This window comes from Noviherbaspirillum malthae, assembly GCF_015352985.1.
In the GTDB taxonomy this organism is placed as follows: Bacteria; Pseudomonadota; Gammaproteobacteria; order Burkholderiales; family Burkholderiaceae_D; genus Noviherbaspirillum; species Noviherbaspirillum malthae.
The window spans coordinates 38060-57882 of the sequence record NZ_JACYXF010000007.1; the positions used below are offsets into that span (position 1 = coordinate 38060).

General features: G+C 63.6%; 21 protein-coding genes. 14 read left to right on the forward strand and 7 right to left on the reverse strand.

Translation table 11 applies throughout. From position 1 onward, the window contains the following. Positions 1–2 precede the first annotated feature (2 nt). The 11 genes from bioF to IGW03_RS12215 all read left to right on the forward strand — a co-directional run bounded on the left by bioF (position 3) and on the right by IGW03_RS12215 (position 10267). Positions 3–1199 carry an 8-amino-7-oxononanoate synthase gene (bioF, locus tag IGW03_RS12165; protein WP_194722835.1) on the forward strand — a complete coding sequence of 399 codons (1197 nt, stop codon included), beginning with the start codon at positions 3–5 and terminating at the stop codon, positions 1197–1199. After that, on the forward strand, positions 1196–1942 hold the full coding sequence (gene bioD, locus IGW03_RS12170) for a dethiobiotin synthase (protein ID WP_194722836.1): 747 nt from the start codon (positions 1196–1198) through the stop codon (positions 1940–1942). The genes bioF and bioD overlap by 4 nt, the downstream gene beginning before the upstream one ends. After that, complete coding sequence (gene bioB / locus IGW03_RS12175) at positions 1942–2973, forward strand: biotin synthase BioB (RefSeq protein WP_194722837.1); 1032 nt, start codon at positions 1942–1944, stop codon at positions 2971–2973. The genes bioD and bioB overlap by 1 nt, the downstream gene beginning before the upstream one ends. Before the next feature lie 98 nt (positions 2974–3071). Further along, positions 3072–5087 carry an acetyl/propionyl/methylcrotonyl-CoA carboxylase subunit alpha gene (locus IGW03_RS12180; protein WP_194722838.1) on the forward strand — a complete coding sequence of 672 codons (2016 nt, stop codon included), beginning with the start codon at positions 3072–3074 and terminating at the stop codon, positions 5085–5087. 238 nt (positions 5088–5325) lie between these two features. Then, the gene (locus IGW03_RS12185; protein WP_194722839.1) at positions 5326–6234 is read left to right on the forward strand and encodes a hydroxymethylglutaryl-CoA lyase; all 909 of its coding nucleotides are present in this window, start codon (positions 5326–5328) and stop codon (positions 6232–6234) included. A 12-nt stretch (positions 6235–6246) separates the two neighbouring features. After that, entirely contained in the window at positions 6247–6846 is a 600-nt protein-coding gene (locus tag IGW03_RS12190; RefSeq protein ID WP_228535419.1) for a uracil-DNA glycosylase family protein, read from the forward strand. Next, the gene (locus IGW03_RS12195; protein WP_438943638.1) at positions 6839–7339 is read left to right on the forward strand and encodes a YbaK/EbsC family protein; all 501 of its coding nucleotides are present in this window, start codon (positions 6839–6841) and stop codon (positions 7337–7339) included. Before IGW03_RS12190 ends, IGW03_RS12195 begins: the two co-directional genes overlap by 8 nt. A gap of 62 nt (positions 7340–7401) precedes the next feature. Continuing rightward, positions 7402–7536 (forward strand): DUF1289 domain-containing protein, encoded by a 135-nt coding sequence (locus tag IGW03_RS12200; RefSeq protein ID WP_438943640.1) that lies wholly within the window; start codon positions 7402–7404, stop codon positions 7534–7536. A gap of 711 nt (positions 7537–8247) precedes the next feature. Then, positions 8248–8883 carry a 2-hydroxychromene-2-carboxylate isomerase gene (locus tag IGW03_RS12205; RefSeq protein ID WP_194722842.1) on the forward strand — a complete coding sequence of 212 codons (636 nt, stop codon included), beginning with the start codon at positions 8248–8250 and terminating at the stop codon, positions 8881–8883. A 20-nt stretch (positions 8884–8903) separates the two neighbouring features. Beyond that, positions 8904–9362 (forward strand): hypothetical protein, encoded by a 459-nt coding sequence (locus tag IGW03_RS12210; protein WP_228535421.1) that lies wholly within the window; start codon positions 8904–8906, stop codon positions 9360–9362. Beyond that, positions 9359–10267: an MBL fold metallo-hydrolase gene (locus tag IGW03_RS12215; protein ID WP_194722843.1), complete on the forward strand. Its 909-nt coding sequence runs from the start codon at positions 9359–9361 to the stop codon at positions 10265–10267. The genes IGW03_RS12210 and IGW03_RS12215 overlap by 4 nt, the downstream gene beginning before the upstream one ends. A gap of 34 nt (positions 10268–10301) precedes the next feature. Here the strand turns inward: IGW03_RS12215 and IGW03_RS12220 are convergent, their stop codons facing one another. The 3 genes from IGW03_RS12220 to IGW03_RS12230 all read right to left on the reverse strand — a co-directional run bounded on the left by IGW03_RS12220 (position 10302) and on the right by IGW03_RS12230 (position 13153). After that, a complete protein-coding gene (locus IGW03_RS12220) occupies positions 10302–11204 on the reverse strand; it encodes an SDR family oxidoreductase (protein WP_194722844.1) in 903 nt (300 codons plus the stop codon). A gap of 63 nt (positions 11205–11267) precedes the next feature. Next, entirely contained in the window at positions 11268–12125 is an 858-nt protein-coding gene (locus IGW03_RS12225) for an enoyl-CoA hydratase-related protein (protein WP_194722845.1), read from the reverse strand. A 377-nt stretch (positions 12126–12502) separates the two neighbouring features. Further along, a complete protein-coding gene (locus tag IGW03_RS12230) occupies positions 12503–13153 on the reverse strand; it encodes a TetR/AcrR family transcriptional regulator (protein ID WP_194722846.1) in 651 nt (216 codons plus the stop codon). 155 nt (positions 13154–13308) lie between these two features. Here IGW03_RS12230 and IGW03_RS12235 point away from each other — a divergent pair, with 155 nt between their 5' ends. Beyond that, on the forward strand, positions 13309–14280 hold the full coding sequence (locus tag IGW03_RS12235; RefSeq protein WP_194722847.1) for an NAD(P)H-dependent flavin oxidoreductase: 972 nt from the start codon (positions 13309–13311) through the stop codon (positions 14278–14280). Positions 14281–14729: 449 nt separating this feature from the next. On the opposite strand, the gene IGW03_RS12240 is transcribed toward IGW03_RS12235, so the two are convergent. After that, a complete protein-coding gene (locus IGW03_RS12240) occupies positions 14730–15323 on the reverse strand; it encodes a hypoxanthine-guanine phosphoribosyltransferase (protein WP_194722988.1) in 594 nt (197 codons plus the stop codon). 130 nt (positions 15324–15453) lie between these two features. Between IGW03_RS12240 and IGW03_RS12245 the strand changes: the two genes are divergently transcribed. Both IGW03_RS12245 and IGW03_RS12250 read left to right on the forward strand, forming a co-directional pair. Next, positions 15454–15765 carry a DUF1330 domain-containing protein gene (locus IGW03_RS12245; RefSeq protein ID WP_194722848.1) on the forward strand — a complete coding sequence of 104 codons (312 nt, stop codon included), beginning with the start codon at positions 15454–15456 and terminating at the stop codon, positions 15763–15765. A gap of 100 nt (positions 15766–15865) precedes the next feature. Next, a complete protein-coding gene (locus tag IGW03_RS12250) occupies positions 15866–16123 on the forward strand; it encodes a hypothetical protein (protein ID WP_194722849.1) in 258 nt (85 codons plus the stop codon). An 87-nt stretch (positions 16124–16210) separates the two neighbouring features. On the opposite strand, the gene IGW03_RS12255 is transcribed toward IGW03_RS12250, so the two are convergent. The 3 genes from IGW03_RS12255 to IGW03_RS12265 form a co-directional block, all read right to left on the reverse strand. Continuing rightward, a complete protein-coding gene (locus IGW03_RS12255) occupies positions 16211–17458 on the reverse strand; it encodes a phenylacetate--CoA ligase family protein (RefSeq protein ID WP_194722850.1) in 1248 nt (415 codons plus the stop codon). A gap of 68 nt (positions 17459–17526) precedes the next feature. Further along, on the reverse strand, positions 17527–18390 hold the full coding sequence (locus IGW03_RS12260) for an ABC transporter ATP-binding protein (RefSeq protein WP_194722851.1): 864 nt from the start codon (positions 18388–18390) through the stop codon (positions 17527–17529). Positions 18391–18493: 103 nt separating this feature from the next. Then, positions 18494–19813, reverse strand: a complete 1320-nt coding sequence (locus tag IGW03_RS12265) for an ABC transporter substrate-binding protein (protein WP_194722852.1) — start codon at positions 19811–19813, stop codon at positions 18494–18496. Positions 19814–19823 lie beyond the last annotated feature (10 nt).

Sequence of the window (19823 nt, forward strand, 5' to 3'; positions counted from 1 at the left end):
CCATGCAACTGCTCTCCCAACTCGAACAGCAGCTGCATGGTCTGGACCAGCAGAAACTGCTGCGCCGCCGCCGCGTCGCCGACACGCCCTGCGCGCCGCATGTGACCGTCGACGGCCGCGCCATGCTGGCCTTCTGCAGCAACGACTATCTCGGCCTGGCCAATCATCCGCGCCTGATCGCGGCCTTGCAGGAAGGCGCCGCGAAATACGGCGCCGGCAGCGGCGCCTCGCACCTGATCAGCGGTCATTCCCGCGCGCACGATCTCCTGGAAGAGCGCTTCGCCGAACTGATGTCGCCGTATATCGAACAGGCCCGTGCGCTCACCTTCTGCACCGGTTACATGGCCAACCTCGCGGTGCTGACCGCACTGGCTGCCGTGTCGGGCCGCGACACCGATCTGTTCTCGGAATCGCTGAATCATGCCTCGCTGATCGACGGCGCCCGCCTGTCGCGCGCCAACGTGAAGATCTATGCGCATGGCGATGTCGAAGCGCTGGAAGGTTTGCTCGCAGCCAGCACTGCGAAGACGAAGATCGTGGTGACCGACAGCGTGTTCAGCATGGATGGCGATCTCGCGCCGCTGCGCGCGTTGCTTGCCCTGTGCGAACGGCATGACGCCTGGCTGGTGGTCGACGATGCGCACGGCTTCGGCGTGCTCGGCGACAATGGCCACGGCGCGCTGGAACACTTCCGGCTGCGCTCGCCCAACCTGATCTACATGGGTACGCTCGGCAAGGCGGCCGGCGTCGGCGGCGCCTTCGTCGCCGCGCATGCGACCGTGATCGATTGGCTGGTGCAGCGGGCGCGGCCCTACATCTACACCACTGCCGCGCCGCCGGCGCTGTCGCATGCGCTGCTGGCCAGCATCGACCTGATCACCGGCGAGGAAGGCGCCGCCCGGCGCGCGCATCTGCAGCAGCTCGTTGCACGGCTGCAGGATGGCCTGCGCCTGAAACGCTGGCAACTGCTGCCGTCGCAGACTGCGATCCAGCCGGTCATCATCGGCCCCAACGACGAAGCGCTGCGCGCCGCCGCGCTGCTGCACGAGCAGGGCATCTGGGTGCCGGCGATCCGCCCGCCGACGGTGCCGGCCGATACCGCGCGCCTGCGCATCACGCTGTCGGCCGCGCATACCGGTGCCGATGTCGCGCAGCTGGCGCAGGCGTTCAACAGGATCGAAAGCGAGGCCAGGCCATGACCGCAAGGACAGCCTACTTCGTCACCGGCACCGATACCGAGATCGGCAAGACGCTCACCACGAGCGCCTTGCTGCATGCGCTGGCGCAGACCGGCGTGCGCGCCGCCGGCATGAAGCCGCTCGCCGCCGGCGCGGAACTGCGCGACGGCGTGCTGCGCAACGAGGATGTGGATGCGATCGCCGGTGCCGCGAATCTGGCATTGCCGCTGCCGCTGACCACGCCCTATCTGCTGCGCGAACCGGCCGCGCCGCATATCGCGGCCGCGCTGGAAGGCGTCAGCTTCGACATCGGCCATATTCTCGATTGCTACCGGCAGGTTGCGGCTGCAGCCGACGCGGTGGTGGTCGAAGGCGTCGGCGGCTTCTGCGTGCCGCTGACCGAGGAATTCGACACCGCCGATCTCGCGCAGAAGCTCGCGCTGCCGGTCATCCTGGTGGTCGGCCTGCGGCTGGGCTGCATCAGCCATGCGCTGCTGACTGCCGAAGCGATCGCCGCGCGCGGCCTGCGCCTCGCCGGCTGGGTCGCCAATGTGGTCGATCCGCAGATGCGCTTTCAGTCGGAGAACATCGATACGCTGCGCGCCCGCCTGCCGGCGCCGCTGCTCGGCGTGATTCCGCGCCTGCCGGCAGCATCGGCAGCGGCCGCCGCAAGCCACCTCGATTGTTCCGGCCTGCCGAACTGGCCCGCTGCCGGCGCGGCCAAACCCACTCATACGTTTTCACCAGAAGCAAAGGAAGTCTGATGTCATCGCAAGCCATTACCTTTCACGAACTCCGCACTCCCGCCGCCGCACGCGCCGCTGCCGCGCAAGCCTGGCCGGTGGAGAAGGTGCAGGAACTGTTCGAGCTGCCGTTCAACGAACTGATGTTCCGCGCCCAGCAGGTGCATCGTGAGAACTTCGATCCGCAGGAAGTCGAACTGGCCACCCTGCTGTCGATCAAGACCGGCGGCTGCCCGGAAGACTGCGGATACTGCCCGCAGGCGGCGCGCTACGACACCGGCGTCACCGCGCAGAAGCTGCTGGAACTGGAAACCGTGCTCGAAGCCGCCCGCGCCGCCAAGGCCCACGGCGCCACCCGCTTCTGCATGGGCGCCGCCTGGCGCAGCCCGAAGGACCGCGATCTCGACCATGTGGAAGCGATGGTGCGCGGCGTGAAGGCGCTCGGCCTCGAAGCCTGCGCCACGCTGGGCATGCTGGAAGAAGGACAGGCCGAACGCCTCGCCGCCGCCGGCCTCGATTACTACAATCACAACCTCGACACCGCGCCCGAGTTCTACAACGACATCATCTCCACGCGCCAGTACGACGACCGCCTCAATACGCTGGATCGCGTGCGCAATGCCGGCATCAAGGTCTGCTGCGGCGGCATCGTCGGCATGGGCGAGTCGCGCAAGCAGCGCGCCGGCCTGATCGCGCAGGTGGCCAACCTCGACCCGTATCCCGAATCGGTGCCGATCAACCACCTGGTGCAGGTGCCCGGCACGCCGCTCTACGGCCAGGACCCGCTCGATCCGCTGGAGTTCGTACGCACCATCGCGGTGGCGCGCATCACCATGCCGAAGGCGCGCGTGCGGCTGTCGGCCGGCCGCCGGGAGCTGGGCGAAGCGGTGCAGGCGATGTGCTTTGCGGCCGGCGCCAACTCGATCTTCTACGGCGACAAGCTGCTGACCACCGGCAACCCGGATGCCGATGCCGACATGGCGCTGCTGCAGAAGCTCGGCATGCGGATCAAGCACACTCAGGTCGACGCCAAGATGGTCGCCAACGGATAAATGCAGTAATGGCGGCTTCCTGCGAGGGAAACCGCCGCGCAGGACATGCAGTTCAACGCACAACAAGAGACATCCACCGCACCCCATAAGGAGATAGCGTGTTCACCAAGATCCTGATTGCCAACCGCGGCGAAATCGCCTGCCGCGTTGCTTCCACGGCCCATCGCCTCGGCGTCAAAAGCGTCGCGGTGTATTCCGAGGCCGATGCCAATGCCAAGCATGTCGCCGTGTGCGACGAATCCGTTGCCATCGGCCCCGCGCCGGCCAAGGAAAGCTACCTGCGCGCCGACAAGATCATCGAAGTCGCCAAGGCCACCGGCGCGCAAGCCATCCATCCCGGCTACGGCTTTCTGTCGGAAAATGAGGACTTCGCCGAAGCCTGCGCCAAAGCGGGCATCGCCTTTATCGGCCCGCCGGCTTCCGCCATCCGTGCGATGGGTTCCAAGTCGGCCGCGAAAGCGCTGATGGAAAAGGCCAACGTGCCGCTGGTGCCGGGTTATCACGGCGACAACCAGGATGCCGACTTCCTGCGCGAGCAGGCCGACAAGATCGGCTATCCGGTGCTGCTGAAGGCGTCCGCCGGCGGCGGCGGCAAGGGTATGCGCATCGTCGAGAAAAGCGAGGATTTCAAGGCCGCGCTCGAATCCTGCAAGCGCGAAGCGATCAACAGCTTCGGCGACGACAAGGTGCTGGTCGAGAAATACCTGACCCGCCCGCGCCATATCGAGATCCAGGTGTTTGCCGACACGCAGGGCAACTGCGTCTACCTGTTCGAGCGCGACTGCTCGGTGCAGCGCCGCCACCAGAAGGTGCTGGAAGAAGCGCCCGCGCCGGGCATGACCGAAGAGCGCCGCCGTGCGATGGGCGAAGCCGCAGTGGCTGCTGCGAAGGCGGTCGGTTATGTCGGCGCCGGCACGGTGGAATTCATTGCCAACCAGGATGGCAGCTTCTACTTCATGGAAATGAACACGCGGCTGCAGGTCGAGCATCCGGTGACCGAGATGATCACCGGGCTGGACCTGGTGGAATGGCAGTTGCGCGTGGCCTTCGGCGAACCCTTGCCGAAGAAACAGGAAGAACTGACGATCCACGGCCATGCGCTGGAAGCGCGCATCTATGCGGAGAACCCGGAGAAGGGCTTCCTGCCTTCGATCGGCACGCTGCGCCATCTGCATACGCCGCCTGCGGTGAACTTCGAGCTCGGCCAAGGCAGCGTGGCCGGCAATCCGGCGGCGATCCGCATCGATTCCGGCGTGCGCGAAGGTGATGCGATCTCGCCGTTCTACGATCCGATGATCGCCAAGCTGATCGTCTGGGGCAATGACCGCGAGGAAGCGCTGGCGCACATGTCGCAGGCGCTGGCGGAGTACCAGGTGGTGGGCCTGGCCACCAATGTCGCCTTCCTCAAGCGCCTAGTGGAAAGCCGGCCGTTCTCGCAGGCCGACCTCGACACCGGCCTGATCGAGCGCAATCATGATGAACTGTTCCCGACACCGCAGCCGGCCTCGCTGCAGATCCTCGGCCTGGCGGCGGCGTCACTGTTGTCGTCCGAGCAGACTGCCGGCGCCGCGGCCAATGATCCCTGGGCCAATACCAGCGGCTGGAGGATGAACGGCGCCCTGCTGCGCACCCTGGAATTCGGCGAGGAAGGCTCCACCTATCCGGTATCGGTGTCCTATCGCGAGAACGGCTGGACGCTGGGCCTGAATGGCGCCTCGTCGGTGATGACGCTGGTCGAGCGCCAGGGCCAGCATCTGGTGATCAAGGTCGACGGCACCGCGGTGCGCGGCACTGTGGTACGTGCGGCCGACGTGTTCCATGTGTTCACCGGCGGCGCGCATTACGTGCTCAACTACAACGATCCGCTGGCCCATGCCGGCGAGAGCGAGGCCGAAGGCGGCCGCCTGACGGCGCCGATGCCGGGCAAGATCGTGGCGCTACTGGTGGAGAAAGGCAAGACGGTGGAGAAGGGCGCGCCGCTCTTGATCATGGAAGCGATGAAGATGGAGCACACGATTGCCGCGCCGGCCAACGGCACGGTCGAGGATCTGCTGTATGCGGTCGGCGACCAGGTGGCGGAAGGCGCGCAGCTGCTGGCGTTCAAGGCGGCGTAGTAGCAGATTTTTTGACAATTCCTTTCCTTCAAGGCAGAGATCTTGCCAAGTCTGCCAAGACCTTGAAGTCCCCTCCCCTTCAAGGGGAGGGCTAGGGTGGGGATGGGTTTGAAGTACGTAAAGAAACCCATCCCCATCCCAGCCTTCCCCTTGAAGGGGAAGGGGCGTCCAAGGGCTTGCGGACTTATTGGTAATAATTAGTCTTAGAGAGAAGGGGCAATTCACCGAAAGGCACACTATGAGCCTCCCAAGCAAAGTCAAAATCGTCGAAGTCGGTCCGCGCGACGGCTTGCAGAACGAAAAGGAAACCATCCCCGCCGAGGTCAAGATCGAACTCGTCGACCGCCTGACCGACGCAGGCTTCGTGAACATCGAAGCCGCCTCCTTCGTCTCGCCGAAGTGGGTGCCGCAGATGGCGACCTCCGCCGAAGTGATGGACAAGATCCGCCGCAAGCCCGGCGTCATCTATTCCGCGCTGACGCCCAACATGAAAGGCTTCGAAGCCGCGCTCGCGGCCAAGGCCGATGAAGTGGTGATCTTCGGCGCCGCCTCGGAAGCCTTTTCCCAGCGCAACATCAACTGCTCGATCGCCGAATCGATCGAGCGCTTCCGCGATGTCGCGCAGGCCGCCAAGCAAAACAACATCCGCCTGCGCGGCAGCATCAGCTGCGCGTTCGGCTGCCCCTACCAGGGCGAAGTGCCGGCCGAGAGCGTGGCCGACGTGGTGCGCCGGCTGCGCGAACTCGGCTGCGACGAGATCGACATCGCCGACACCATCGGCGTGGGTACGCCGAAGAAGGTGCAGGCGGTGTTCGACCGCGTGGTGAAGGAATTCCCGATCGAGCGCCTGTCCGGCCATTTCCACGACACCTACGGCCAGGCGACCGCGAACATCTACGCCAGCCTGGAAGTCGGCATCTCGATCTTCCACTCGTCGGTGGCCGGCCTAGGCGGCTGCCCGTATGCAAAGGGCGCAACCGGCAATGTCTCGACGGAGGATGTGCTGTTCCTGATGAACGGGCTCGGCATCGAGACCGGTATCGATCTCGACAAGGTGGTCGACGCCGGCCAGTTCATCTCGCAGCACCTCAACCGCAAGGCGGCCAGCCGCACCGGCAACGCGATCGCGGCCAAGCGGGCGGGGTAAGGGGACAAGGCATTGAAGGAAGCGCCGCTGCGCCCGCTGTCGGAACTGCTCGCGGCCATCCGTGCCTGCGAGCAGTGCAGCGCGCACCTGCCCCATGGTCCACGGCCGGTGGTGCAGGCCAGTCCGACGGCGCGCCTGCTGATCGTCGGCCAAGCGCCGGGGCGGCGGGTGCACGACACCGGCATTCCCTGGAACGATCCGTCGGGCGACCGTCTGCGCCGCTGGCTGCAGATGCCGCGCGAGGTGTTCTACGACGAAGGCAAGGTGGCCATCGTGCCGACCGGCTTCTGCTATCCGGGCAAGGGCAGGAGCGGCGACCTGCCGCCGCGTCCCGAGTGCGCGCCTGCCTGGCATGCGCCGCTGCTGCAGCTCATGCCGGAGGTGCAGCTGACGCTGCTGATCGGCCGCCATGCGCAGGAATATTATTTGCGGGACAATGGCAGGCGCACGCTGACCGAGACGGTTGCCGCCTGGCGCGACTATCTGCCCAAATACCTGCCGCTGCCGCATCCGAGCCCGCGCAATATCGCCTGGTTCAAGGCCAACCCCTGGTTCGAGCGGGAGGTCGTGCCGGAACTGCAGCGGCGCATTGGACTTTTGATGAATGACTGACATGAGCAACACCGACACAAAACTGCCCGACAGCGCGCAGCGCGTCGCCAACCTGCTGGCCGAGCTCGGCCATGACAAGCCGGTCGTGATGCTGCCGGAAACCGGCAAGACCTCCGCCGAAGCCGCCGCCGGTCTCGGCTGCAGCGTGGCCGAAATCGCCAAGTCCATCGTCTTCCGCCGTCTCGCCGACGACGCGGCGGTGATGGTGGTGGCCAGCGGCGCCAACCGCGTCGACGAACACAAGGTTGCGGCGCAGGTCGGGCCGCTGGGGCGCGCCGATGCGAAGTTCGTCAAGACCCGCATCGGCTATGCGATCGGCGGCGTCTGTCCGATCGGGCATGTGGAAAAGACGGTGATGCTGATCGATGAAGACTTGATGAAACTGCCCAGCGTCTGGGCCGCGGCGGGGCATCCGCATGCGGTGTTCAACCTGACGCCGCAGCAGCTGCAGGCGATGACCGGCGCGCCGGTGGTGGATGTGGCGCTGCGATGATTCAGTTCGATCCGGTGAATGATCAGGGCAGGGTGCCTTCGCCTTGCATCAGTGTTTGCAAGATGAATGCGCAGACGGGGTTGTGTGAGGGGTGTTTGCGGACGATTGAGGAGATTGTGCAGTGGGGGACGGCTAGCGAGGAGGTTAAGAGGGCGGTTTGGATGGAGATTCGGAGGCGGGAAGAGGGGCTGTTTTAGGCAGGGGATTCTCTTCGGTGATGCAAAGCGTCATGCTCTCCGTGGAGGCTAGCCGGGTCTGGCCCCGGCGGGCCACCTACTTTTTTGCTTCGCCAAAAAAGTAGGCAAAAAAGGCGACACCCCTACCGCCGCCCCTGCGGGGTTCCCAAAAGTAGTCGACGCAAAGCGGGAAGCGCAGAAACTCGCCTTCGGCTCAGACATCTGCGCTTCTTATCCGCTTCACGTCGACTACTTTTGGCGTCGTTAGAGGGGAAACTTAAACAGGCTCTATGCGCTGCCTTGGTCACTCCCCTCTCCCGCAAGCGGGAGAGGGGCCGGGGGTGAGGGCGGTCGCAAGGGAGAGACAGTTTCCAATATCAAAAAACCAGTCCCGAACAGGCAAACCCACCAAACCAAGCTCGCGCACAGAGGCTGTTAAAAATCCCTTCTAACGACGCCAAAAGAGCGGCCGGCAAAGCGGATAAAGAAGCGCAGACTGTCTGAGCCGCAGGCGAGTTTCTGCGCTTCCCGCTTTGCCGGCCGCTCTTTTGGGAACCCGCAGGGGCGGCGGTAGAGGGGTCGCACCTCGGCGGCCCCCTTCTTTTGCTTACTTTTCTTGGCGAGACAAGAAAAGTGAGTGGCCGCCGGGCCACCCCCGGCAAGCCTCCACGAAGAACATGACGCTTTGCATCACCGAAGAGAAATCGGAAACATCACCGAAAGGAGACAAACATGACCACCCAAAAAAATATCACCTGGTACTTCGACTTCATCTCCCCCTTCTCCTACCTCCAACACGAACAACTCTCCCAACTACCACGCAACACCCACATCACCCCCAAACCCATCCTCTTCGCCGCCCTCCTAAACCACTGGGGCACCACAGGCCCCGCCGAACTCGCCCCCAAGCGGCAATGGACCTACGAACACTGCCTCTGGCTGGCCCATAAACACGGCATACCGATGACGATGCCAAGCGAACACCCCTTCAACCCCCTGCCGCTGCTGCGCCTGTGCCTGGCGTTGGGCAGCACGCCGGACGCGATACGCCGCCTGTTTCACTGGGTCTGGCGCGAAGGCAATACGCCCGCAAATACAGCAAGCTTCGAAGCACTGTTGCAGGAATTGCATGTCACTCCCGACCAGCTCGACGCCGCCGACGTCAAGCAGCAGCTGCGCGCCAATGCCGAACAGGCAATCGCCGCCGGCGTGTTTGGCGTGCCGACCGCGGTAGTGGATAATCGCCGTTTCTGGGGATTCGATTCCACCGACATGCTGCTGGCCTATCTCGGCGGCGATCCCTTTTTTCAATCGCCGTCCTGGCTGCAGGCCGCCGATCGCCCGGTGGGCGTGCAGCGGCGCAGCTGAGCACCTTAGGACACAACGCCATGGCAACCATGCAATTCAATTTCTACAAGCCGGAGCAGCCCGTCACCGGCCCCGCCTACAACACGTGGTTCAAGCTCCTGGCCACCGTCGTCACCATCGTGCTCGCCGTTTATGCCGGCAGCATCACCGTGCGCTTTCCGCTGCTCGAATACGGCTTCGGCGTCAAGGCGCTGCTGATGGGCGCGGCGCTGATGCTGGTCATCAGCTACTACTGGTTCCTGCGCTCCACGGTCACCATCGACGACACCGGCATCACCCAGCGCTGGATGTACAACCGCCATGTCGAATGGCGCGACATCCGCAGCGCCAAGATGATCGGCATTCCCTACCTGAGCGCGATCTTCCCGCCGAGGCTCGTGGTCCGCAGCGGCAACACCTTCGTGACCTTCAACGGCGGCTCGCAGGCGGTGCTGCTGGAGTTCGCGAAAATCTCGCTCGCCTACCAGATGAAAAAATGAAACTGCCCACCTCAATGCAGGTGTTCGAACGCGGCTGGCTGTCGTCGAACAACATTCTTTTCACCGGCCGCGGCGAGACCGCGCTCGTCGACAGCGGCTACGCCACGCATGCCGAACAGACAGTGGCGCTGGTGCGGCATGCGCTGGGAGGCCGCACGCTCGACCTGCTGGTCAACACCCACCTGCATTCTGACCATTGCGGCGGCAACGCGGCGCTGCAGCGCGCCTTTTCCTGCCGCACCGCGATTCCCGCCGCCGAAGCGGACAAGGTGCGCGAATGGAGTGCCGACGCGCTCACCTACAAGTCCACCGGCCAGGTGTGCGAACGCTTCGATTTCACCGAGACCATCCGGCCCGGTGACACGCTGACGCTGGGCGACATGACCTGGCAGGCGCTGGCCGCACCCGGCCACGATCCGCATTCGCTGATCTTCTTCTGCCCCGATGAAGGCATCCTGATTTCCGCCGATGCGCTGTGGGAAAACGGCTTCGGCGTGGTGTTCCCGGAACTCGAAGGCGAGTCGGGATTTGCGGAAGTGCGGGCGACGCTGGAGCTGATCGCGTCGCTCGATGTAAAGCTGGTCATTCCGGGGCACGGCGCGCCGTTCACGGACGTCGGCAAGGCGCTCGCCACCGCCTTTTCCCGCCTCGACTATTTCGTCGCCGATCCGGCGCGCAATGCGCAGAATGCCATCAAGGTGCTGCTCAAGTTCCTGCTGCTGGACAAGCAGGGCATCCCCATGGCCGATGTGGAAACGCTGATGGCCGACATGCTGCTGGTGCGCGAGGCGAATGCGCGCTACCTGCAGAAACCTGCGGCGGAACTGGCACAGTGGGCAACGGCGCAACTGATCCGCGCGCAAGCCGCGCGCATCGAGGACGGACGCCTGGTCAACCAGGACTGATCCCGTCCTCAAGTCGGGCGCGGCCGCACCGTGGCTACGCGGTGCGCTGCTCCCGGTCCTTCTTGTTCTGCGCCTCGATGCGGTCGCGCGCATCCTTCCACTGCTGTTCGCTCCAGCTGCGCAGGCCGTAGAAGTTGCCGCCGGTGGCGAGGTGATTGCCGCCGTCCATCATGATCGCCTGGCCTGTCAGCCAGTCGCAGCCGTCGCTCATCAGGAAGGTGGCGAGGTTCTGCAATTCCTCCATCTTGCCGGCGCGTCCCATCGGATTGGTGGCGGCCGAACGTGCGCCCGGCTCTTCGCCCGGATTCAATCGCTTGCTCATGCCCTCGGTGGGAATCTCGCCCGGGCCGATCGCATTGAGGCGGATGCCGTACTGCGCCCATTCGGTTGCCAGCGACATGGTCATCGCATGAATGGCCGCCTTGCTCATCGACGACGGCACGACGAAGGGGCCGCCGTTGAGCACCCAGGTGACGATGATGGAGATCACGCTGCGGTAGCCGTCTTCCGGCTTCCACTGTCCCTTGGCCGCCATCTCTACCCAGCGCCGGCCCACCGCATGCGTGATGTAGAAGGTGCCGTGCATGACGATGTTGGCGATCGCGTCGAAGCCGCGCGGCGACAGGGCCGAGGTCGGCGAGATGAAATTGCCGGCCGCATTGTTGACCAGTCCGGTCAGCGGTCCTTCGGCGAAGATCTGCTCGACCATGTCATCGACCGCCGCCGCATCGCGGATGTCGATGCCGAAGGTCTTTACCGAGCCGCCGTGGGCCGCCATCAACTCCTTCGCGGTCTCGTCGCAGACCTGCTTGCGGCGTCCGCAGATATAGATGTCGGCGCCAAGCGACAGATATTTTTCCGCCATCGCGCGGCCAAGGCCGGTGCCGCCGCCGGTGACGAGAATACGTTTGCCCTGCATCAGTTTGGGTTGGAACATGATGGTCTCCTGTGCATGTGTGTCGTGGTTCGGGGATGGGAAGCCGGGCTGCCTGCTTGATGCCTACTTCAATTCATACTTGCCGTCTTCGAAGGAATGCAGCGGCGCCAGGTCGTCGAACTGCGGCGCGCGGCCCTGCTGCTTCGCGTTGAAGGCTTCCACCAGGTTGCCGGTCTGCCAGATGCCCGACTGCAGCCAGCCCATCTGCTGCAGGGCATCGTGGGTGGAATGGTCGCGTGCATAGTGGATTGCCTGCTTGCTGCCCCAGATCGCCACCGGCGGCTTTTCCGCGATCTCGCGCGCCATCTGCATCGCCGCCTCGAGCATCTTCTCCTGCGACTCGAATACCTCGTTGACCAGACCGACCGCAAGTGCGCGCTGCGCCGGCAGGCGGCGGCCGGTGTAGGCGAGTTCATGCACGATGCCTTCCGGGATCAGCTTCGGCAGGCGCTGCAGCGTGCCGAGGTCGGCGGTCATGCCGATGTTGATTTCCTGGATGCAGAAGAAGGCGTCGTTCGTGGCGAGGCGGATGTCGCAGGCCGAGATCATGTCGACGCCGCCGCCGATGCAGCCGCCCTGGATCGCGGCGATCACCGGCATGCGCAGCTGCTCGATCAGGTTGAATGCCTGCTGCATGTCGGCAAGCTGCGGCACGATGCTGGCGCGGCCGGCGGCGGTGGTGTCGTTGAGGGAGATGCCGCTGTCGGCGCCGAAGACGTCGAGCGCCATGCCGGCGGTGAAGTGCTTGCCTGTCGAGGAGATGACCAGCGCGCGGGCGGGGGCTTCTCTTTGCAGGGTGGTGAGGGCGTGGGTGAGTTCGCGCCACAGCACGGGGTGCATGGTGTTGAGGGTGGCAGGGCGGTTTAGGGTGAGGTGGGCGATTTTGTTGGTGATGGTGAGGGTGATTGTTTGGTAGGTCATGGCTTGTCTCCTTTTTCTATGTCTCTCTTCGGTGATGCGGCACGTTATGTTCTTCGTGGATGCTTGCCGGGTCTGGCCCCGGCGGGCCACTTACTTTCTTTGCTTCGCCAAAGAAAGTAAGCAAAGAAAGGCGACCCCGTTGCCGATGCCCCTGCGGGGTTCCCAAAAGTGAAGGCTGCAAAGCGGGAAGCGCAGAAACTCGCCTCCGGCTCAGACAACTGCGCTTCTTGATCCGCTCTGCAGCCTTCACTTTTGGCATCGGCAAAGGGGATTCAACAGCCTCTATGCGCGAGCAGAGTTACTCCCCTCTCCCGCAGGCGGGAGAGGGGCCGGGGGTGAGGGCGTTAGCAAGAGCGACTACCGTCTTCATTTACTCCTCACCCCCCCACCCGCAACGACCTCAACACCGCATTCACCGCCGCATTGAACAACTCATCCGCCCGCTCCGTCTTCAGGTAATACCCTTTCAACTCCAGGCTCACGGCCCCATGCATCGCCGCCCACAGCAGCCTCGCCGCAGCCGTCGGATCAGACTTCGGCAACGCGCCGCTCTCCATCACCTGCTCGAAAGTCTCGATCAGCGCCGCCAATGATTCCCACGCCTGATTGCGCGATTCCACCGGCGGCACGAAGCCGGCGATCGCATCGCCGAACATCACCATGTAATAGCTCGGGTTGCGCTTCGCATACTCGTGATACACCTTCGCATGCAGCAGCAGCGGTTCAAGACCTTGCTGAGCCGACTTCTTCTTCGCCGCCTGCACCGCGGCATCGGCGAATGCCGCCTTGAGCCGCGCAAAACCTTCCAGGTATAGCTCGTTGGCCAAACCGTCCTTGCCGCCGAACAGCGAATACAGCAGCGTGGTCGAGCAGTTGACGGCTTCCGCCACGCGACGCACCGTCAATGCCGCCGGACCCTCCTCGGTCAGCAGCCGCGTGGCCGCGTCCAGCATGCCCTGGCGCAAGGTGCCGCGCAGATCCTCCTGCGCCTGGCGAAAATCGACTACCGGTGTTTTTTTAGATTTCATGCTCGAACGAGACGTGTAAATAACATTGTTTTTTCTGATAACATCATAAACAGAATTCCAGAAAACGCAATCGCGGGAACATCGGATGCCCGCGACAAGCGCCTCTCATCATTCCATCTGCCTGTTCTGCAGGCAGGATTCGCCAAGGAGAATCCATGAGCAACAGTCATTTGCCGGCCGTCTTGCAAAACCTCAGCCTGCCGGTCATCGCTTCCCCGATGTTCATCGCCAGCGGACCGGCGCTGGTCAAGGCGCAGTGCAAGGCCGGCATCGTCGGTTCCTTTCCCGCGCTCAATGCCCGCCCGGCCGAACTGCTCGATACCTGGCTGACTGAAATCCAGGCCGACCTCGAAGAATTCCGCAAGGCCAATCCCGGCGCCAAGGTCGGGCCGATCGCCGTCAACCAGATCGTGCACCAGTCCAACGACCGCCTCGCGCATGACGTCGAGGTGTGCGTCAAGCACCAGATTCCGATCATCATCTCCAGCCTGCGCGCGCCGCCGAAGGAAATGCTGGACGCGATCCACAGCTACGGAGGGATCGTGCTGCACGATGTGATCTCGATCCGTCATGCGAAGAAGGCGCTGGAAGCCGGCGTCGACGGCCTGATCCTGGTCGCGGCCGGCGCCGGCGGACATGCGGGCGCGCTGTCGCCGTTTGCGCTGGTGGGCGAGGTGCGCAAGTTCTTCAAGGGACCGATCGCCCTGTCGGGCTCGATCGCCACCGGCGACGCCGTCCTCGCCGCACAGGCCATGGGCGCGGACTTCGCCTACATCGGCTCTCGATGGCTGGCGACGAAGGAATCGAATGTGGATGAGGCGTACCGCCAGGCCATCCTGGAATCGACCGCGGCCGACGTGGTGTACACCAACCTCTTCACCGGCGTGCATGGCAACTATCTGAAGAAGTCGATCGTGGCAGCAGGTCTCGATCCGGAGAATCTGCCGCAGGCTGACAAGACGGTGATGAACTTCGGTTCGGGTGGCGGCAGCAAGGCCAAGGCCTGGCGCGATATCTGGGGTGCAGGGCAGGGTGTGGGGCTGATGGATGCGGTGCTGAGCGTGCCGGAGGTGATGGAGAAGCTGAAGGCGGAGTACGCGGCTGCGAAGCTGCGGATTGGGGGGTGAGGCTGCAGCGGTTTTGCGGCTGCCCTCACCCCCGGCCCCTCTCCCGCCTGCGGGAGAGGGGAGGAGTGACCAAGCTCGCGCATAGAGGCTGTTAGGTATCCCCCTCTGGCGACGCCAAAAGTGTTCGGCGTAAAGCGGACAAAGAAGCGCAGACTGTCTGAGCCGCAGGCGAGTTTCTGCGCTTCCCGCTTTACGCCGAACACTTTTGGGAATCCCGCAGGGGCGGCAACAGGGGTGTCGCTTTCTTTTGCTTACTTTTCTTGGCGAGACAAGAAAAGTGAGTGGCCGCCGGGCCACCCCCGGCAAGGTTCTACGAAGAGACCAACGTGTCAGTAACGTTTAACGGCTCTTTATTGCTTTTGCGTCCGTTAAACCCATCCCCACCCTAACCCTCCCCTTGAAGGGGAGGGAACAAGCGGCGGAAGCAGCCGTAGTCTTGCAATTCCAGCTTAGGCGGGATTCGCACTTTCCGTCTGAATCGCCCAAATCCCCGGCAAATTCCGCCAGTAACCATAAGCATCCATCCCATACCCCACCACAAACTTGTTCGGCAGTGTCAACCCGATATAATCCGCCGTCACCGGCTTGGCCTTCCCGATATTCTTGTCCGCAAACACCGCAAGAATCACCTCGGCCGCCCCCATCTCCAGCAGCCGCTCCTTCACATGCGCGAGCGTCTCGCCCTCGTCGAGAATATCGTCCAGCACGATCACGGTGCGCCCCTCGACATTCGAGCGAGGAATCACCTTCCATTCGATCTTGCCGCCCTGATCCTTGCTGCCGTAGCGGGTCACGTGCATGTAGTCGAACTCGAGCGGGAATGTCAGGCGGGTCAGCAGCTGGCCGCAGAACACGACCGCGCCGCCCATGACGCCGAGCACCAGCGGAAACGGCGCGCCTTCATCTGAATCGAAACGCTGGTTGAGCTTGACCGCGATATCGTCGACCGCGCGCTGCACGGCGGCTTCGTCGAAAATCAGTTCGGCATCCTTGAGCAGCGAACGGGCTTTGTCACGGTGGAATTCGGAATCGATATAAGGCATGGCGCCGGACCTCGGTACAAGATGAAAATTGCCGGCGCTGCTCATCTGCCAAGCGCCGCGGGCGGCCATCATATGCCGCACGAAGCAATGTGGCAAGATGATGACCTTGTTGAAACAAAGGAGGTTGTCAATGAAGAAAGCTTATGTCGTCGCAGAAATACAAGTGACCAATCCTCAGGACTATGAAGCTTACCGCACCCAGTCGACCGCCGCAGCGGCGCAGTACGGCGGCAAGTTCCTGGTGCGCGGCGGCCAGCGCATCCAGCTTGAAGGCGAGGACGATCTGCACAATGCCGGCTGGCGCACCGTGGTTCAGGAATTCCCCTCACTGGAAGCCGCGCAGCGCTGGTACAACTCGCCGGAATACCAGAAGGCGCTGCCGATCCGCCAGGCCAACTCCGTCGGCAGGCTGTATATCGTCGAAGGTCCGGAAGAAGCCTGATTGATTCTTGTTGCCTGATTGGCATTTGCATGGAATCTTTCGCCATCGCTGCCCTCGAACAGTTTTCCCGATAGTTATTTCTTCATCAAGCGAGGGAGCGATGGACAGAACACTCAAGCAGCACCAGATTTCCACCCAGCGACCGTACAAGGAAGGCTCGACGCCGCGCATGCCGCACGAGCGCGACGAGTCGAACGACGAATACGACGACAATGTGCGTGATGACATGAAGCAAGCCTACAAGGACTTGCAGAATGGACAGGTCGATACCGACCTGCGCGAAACCGGCGGCGTCGATGAAGTCGTCAACGACCGGCCGGGCAAGTCGCCGGACAAGATGGTCAAAAAGGATTTCTGATTTTTCGGGCGCAGTAAAACGAAGCGCCGCTGCCGGCAATCTCGCCGGCAGCGGCGCTTTCCATTCCGGTATTCCTTCTATCCGCGCCTACTCATACTTGCGCGCATCCTCGATCACCTTGCCGTCATTCGGCAGTGCACCGCGTGCAACGAAGCACACCTCGCCGCGCAGCTTGGTGACTTCGCGAATCGATTCCACGATGGCATCGGCCGCCGCATCGTCCGGCCGATCGACTTCGCAGTGCAGCGTCATCACGTCATTGGCCATCTCGCCGCTCACCACCAGGCGCGCCTTCACGATCTGCGGATGGCGCTTCACCACTTCCGCCACCTGCGACGGGTGCACGAACATCGCGCGCACCTTGGTGGTCTGGTCGGCGCGTCCCATCCATCCCCTGATGCGGGTATTGGTCCGTCCGCAGGGCGAGACGCCCGGCAGCACCGCCGACATGTCGCCGGTGCCGAAGCGGATCAGCGGATAGTCGGAATTGAAAGACGTGATCACCACCTCGCCGACCTCGCCCTCGGCCACCGGATCGCCGGTGCCGGGCCGCACGATTTCCAGCAGCAGGTCTTCGTCGAGCACCATGCCGGGATTGACCTGGCCGTCGGTCTCCGTTTCGTAAGCGATATTGCCGATGTCAGCCGAGCCGTACATCTGCAGCACGTGCGGCACGCCGTTGTCCTGCAGCCATTTTCGCAATGACGGCGGCAAGGCTTCCGCGCCCACCAGCGCGCGCTGCACGCTGCCGATGTCGGCACCCATCTCGCGCGCCTTCTCGATGATGATCTTCAGGAAGGAGGGCGTGCCGACATAGGCATCGGGCTTGAGCGTGGACATCACCTGCACCTGCATCTCGGTCTGGCCGATCCCGGTCGGGATCACCGGGCAGCCGAGCCTGGCCGCGCCGCCCTCGGCCATGAAGGCCGCCGGCGTGAAATGATAGGAAAAGCAGTTCTGCAGCACATGCCCGGCACGCAGGCCGAGCGCGGTGAAGGGGCGGGCGAAGCGCCACCAGTCCTGCCCCTGGCCCTCGGGATCGAAGATCGGGCCGGGCGACATGAACAGCCTGCGCAATTGCGCAGTCGGTGTCGTGGTCAGGCCGCCGAAGGGCGCGTCGGCCTGCTGCAGGTCTTTCAGATCGGACTTGCGGGTCACCGGCAGCTGCGCCAGCGCCGCGCGCGACGCGATGCTCTGCGCATCCACGCCGGACAGGATGCGCGCCCAGCCCTGCGCGGCCTGCGCGCGGGCGATCAGCTGCGGCAGCGCCTGCATCAGGCTGCGCTCGCGCTCCTGCGGATCGCGGGTTTCCAGGGAATCGAAATAATCGGACATGAAGTGCCTGCGGTTGCAATGATTGATGTGTGATGAAGAGCGCTGCCGCGCTCAAGTGCTCGAACGGCTCATGCCAGCCAGCGCTTGCGCCGCTTGTAGCTCTTCACGTCCCTGAAGCTCTTGCGTTCCTCGCCGCCGACGCCGAGGTAGAACTCCTTGACGTCCTCGTTGCTGGCGAGGTCCTTCGCGCTGCCGTCCATCACGATGCGGCCGCTTTCCATGATGTAGCCGTAGTCGGCATATTTCAGCGCCATGTTGGTGTTCTGCTCCGCCAGCAGGAAGGTCACCTTTTCCTTCTTGTTCAGGTCCTGCACGATGTCGAACACTTCCTCGACGATGCGCGGCGCCAGGCCCATCGACGGCTCATCCAGCAGCACCATGCGCGGATTGGTCATCAGCGCGCGGCCGATCGCGCACATCTGCTGCTCGCCGCCGGAGGTGTAGGCGGCCTGCGAGGTGCGGCGCGTCTTGAGGCGCGGGAAATAGCTGTACACCTTGTCCAGGTTGGCCGAGATGTCGCCCTTGTTCTTCAGCGTATAGGCGCCGGTGAGCAGGTTTTCCTCGATGGTCAGGTGGGCGAAGCAGTGCCGGCCTTCCATCACCTGCACCACGCCGCGCTGCACCAGGTCGGCGGGCGACAGGTTCTCGATGCGTTCGCCGCGCAGCTGGATCATGCCCTTGGTGACTTCGCCGCGTTCGCCGCGCAGCAGGTTCGACACCGCGCGCAGGGTCGTGGTCTTGCCGGCGCCGTTGCCGCCGAGGAGAGCGACGATGCGGCCTTCGGGCACGCTCAGCGACACGCCCTTGAGCACCAGGATCACATGGTTGTAGATGACTTCGATGCCATTGACTTCGAGCAGGTTGGCAAGCGGCGCAGCCTGGGCAGAATGAGCCGAATGGGCAGGGGCGGCAGACAGCACGGCGGAAGGCATAGGATTTCCTTGTTGCTTGTTCGTTGAACCGGTAAGAATCCCGCGGCGGCGGATCGCTCCGAATCGCCGCCGCTGGGTACATCAGCTACGCATCAGCAATCGATCAGCAGCTGCGCGGCTTGACGTTCTTCTCCTTCGCATACTTCTCCGCATACTCCTTGACCAGCGGATCGATCAGCGACTTGTCGGCCTGGTACCAGTCGGAAGTGATGTTCCACTTCTTGCCGTCCCACTGCACGATGCGCGCCCAGTCGGCGCCCATGTGGTTGGCGCAGGAAGTCTGCACCGGCCGCATGATCTCGCCGAAGCCCAGCGCCTTCAGGCGATCGGCAGTGAGGTTCAGGTTCTCGAAGCCCCAGCGCACCTGTTCCGGCGTCAGCGCCTTGCCCTTGCCGAATTTTTCCTGCGCGGTGCGGATCGCCTCGACCTGCATCATCGAGATCATCATGCCGCGGGTATGCGCCAGCGTGCCGATCTCGTTGCCGTCGGATGCGGTGCCCTGGCCCTTGTCGTAGACCATCTTCTTCAGGTCGTCATGCACCTTGTCGCGCGCGGCGCTGTTGTGGATGGTGATGGCGTTGTAGCCCTTGGCGCCGTCGCCGATATCCTTCACGTCATGGTCGGAACCGGCCCACCAGATCGCATACATCTTGTCGCGGGGAAAACCGGTAGCCTGCGCCTCGCGGATCGCCGCCGGCGTCATCACGCCCGCGCTCCAGAACAATACATAGTCGGGGCGCTGCTGGCGGATCTGCAGCCAGGTCGACTTCTGCTCCACGCCCGGCGGCGTGACCGGCAGCAGGCTCAGCGTGAAGCCGTCCTTGGCGGCGCGCTTCTGCAGCAGTGGGATCGGTTCCTTGCCGTAAGGCGAATCGTGATAGACCAGCGCGATCTTCTTGCCCTTCAGGTTGCCCTTTTCCTTCTTCAGGATATCCTGGATCATCACGTCGGCCGCGGTCCAGTAGGTGCCCAAAAGCGGGAAGTTCCATTCGAACACGGTGCCGTCGACCGACTGCGACAGGCCGTAGCCCAGCGTCTCGATCGGCATCTTGTCGGCATAGGCCTTGTCGGTCACGGCGAAGGTGATGCCGGTCGACTGCGGGTCGAAGCCGGCCGCGCCGGTGCCGCGCCCCTTCAGGCGCTCGTAGCATTCGACGCCTTTGGCTGCGTCATAGGCGGTTTCGCACTCCTCGTACGTCAGCTTCACGCCGTTGACGCCGCCGTCGCGCGCATTGATCAGTTTCAGGTAGTCCTGCTTGCCGTTGGCCCAGGGAATGCCCAGCGGCGCGAATTGTCCGGTACGGTACACCAGCAGCGGCACGAACTGCTCGGCCGTCTGCGCGTACGACAGCGACGCGGTGGTCAGCGCCGAGAAGCCGGCAACTGCAATGGCAACGGTGGCAGCGATGTTTTTCAACTTCATGTTGGTCTCC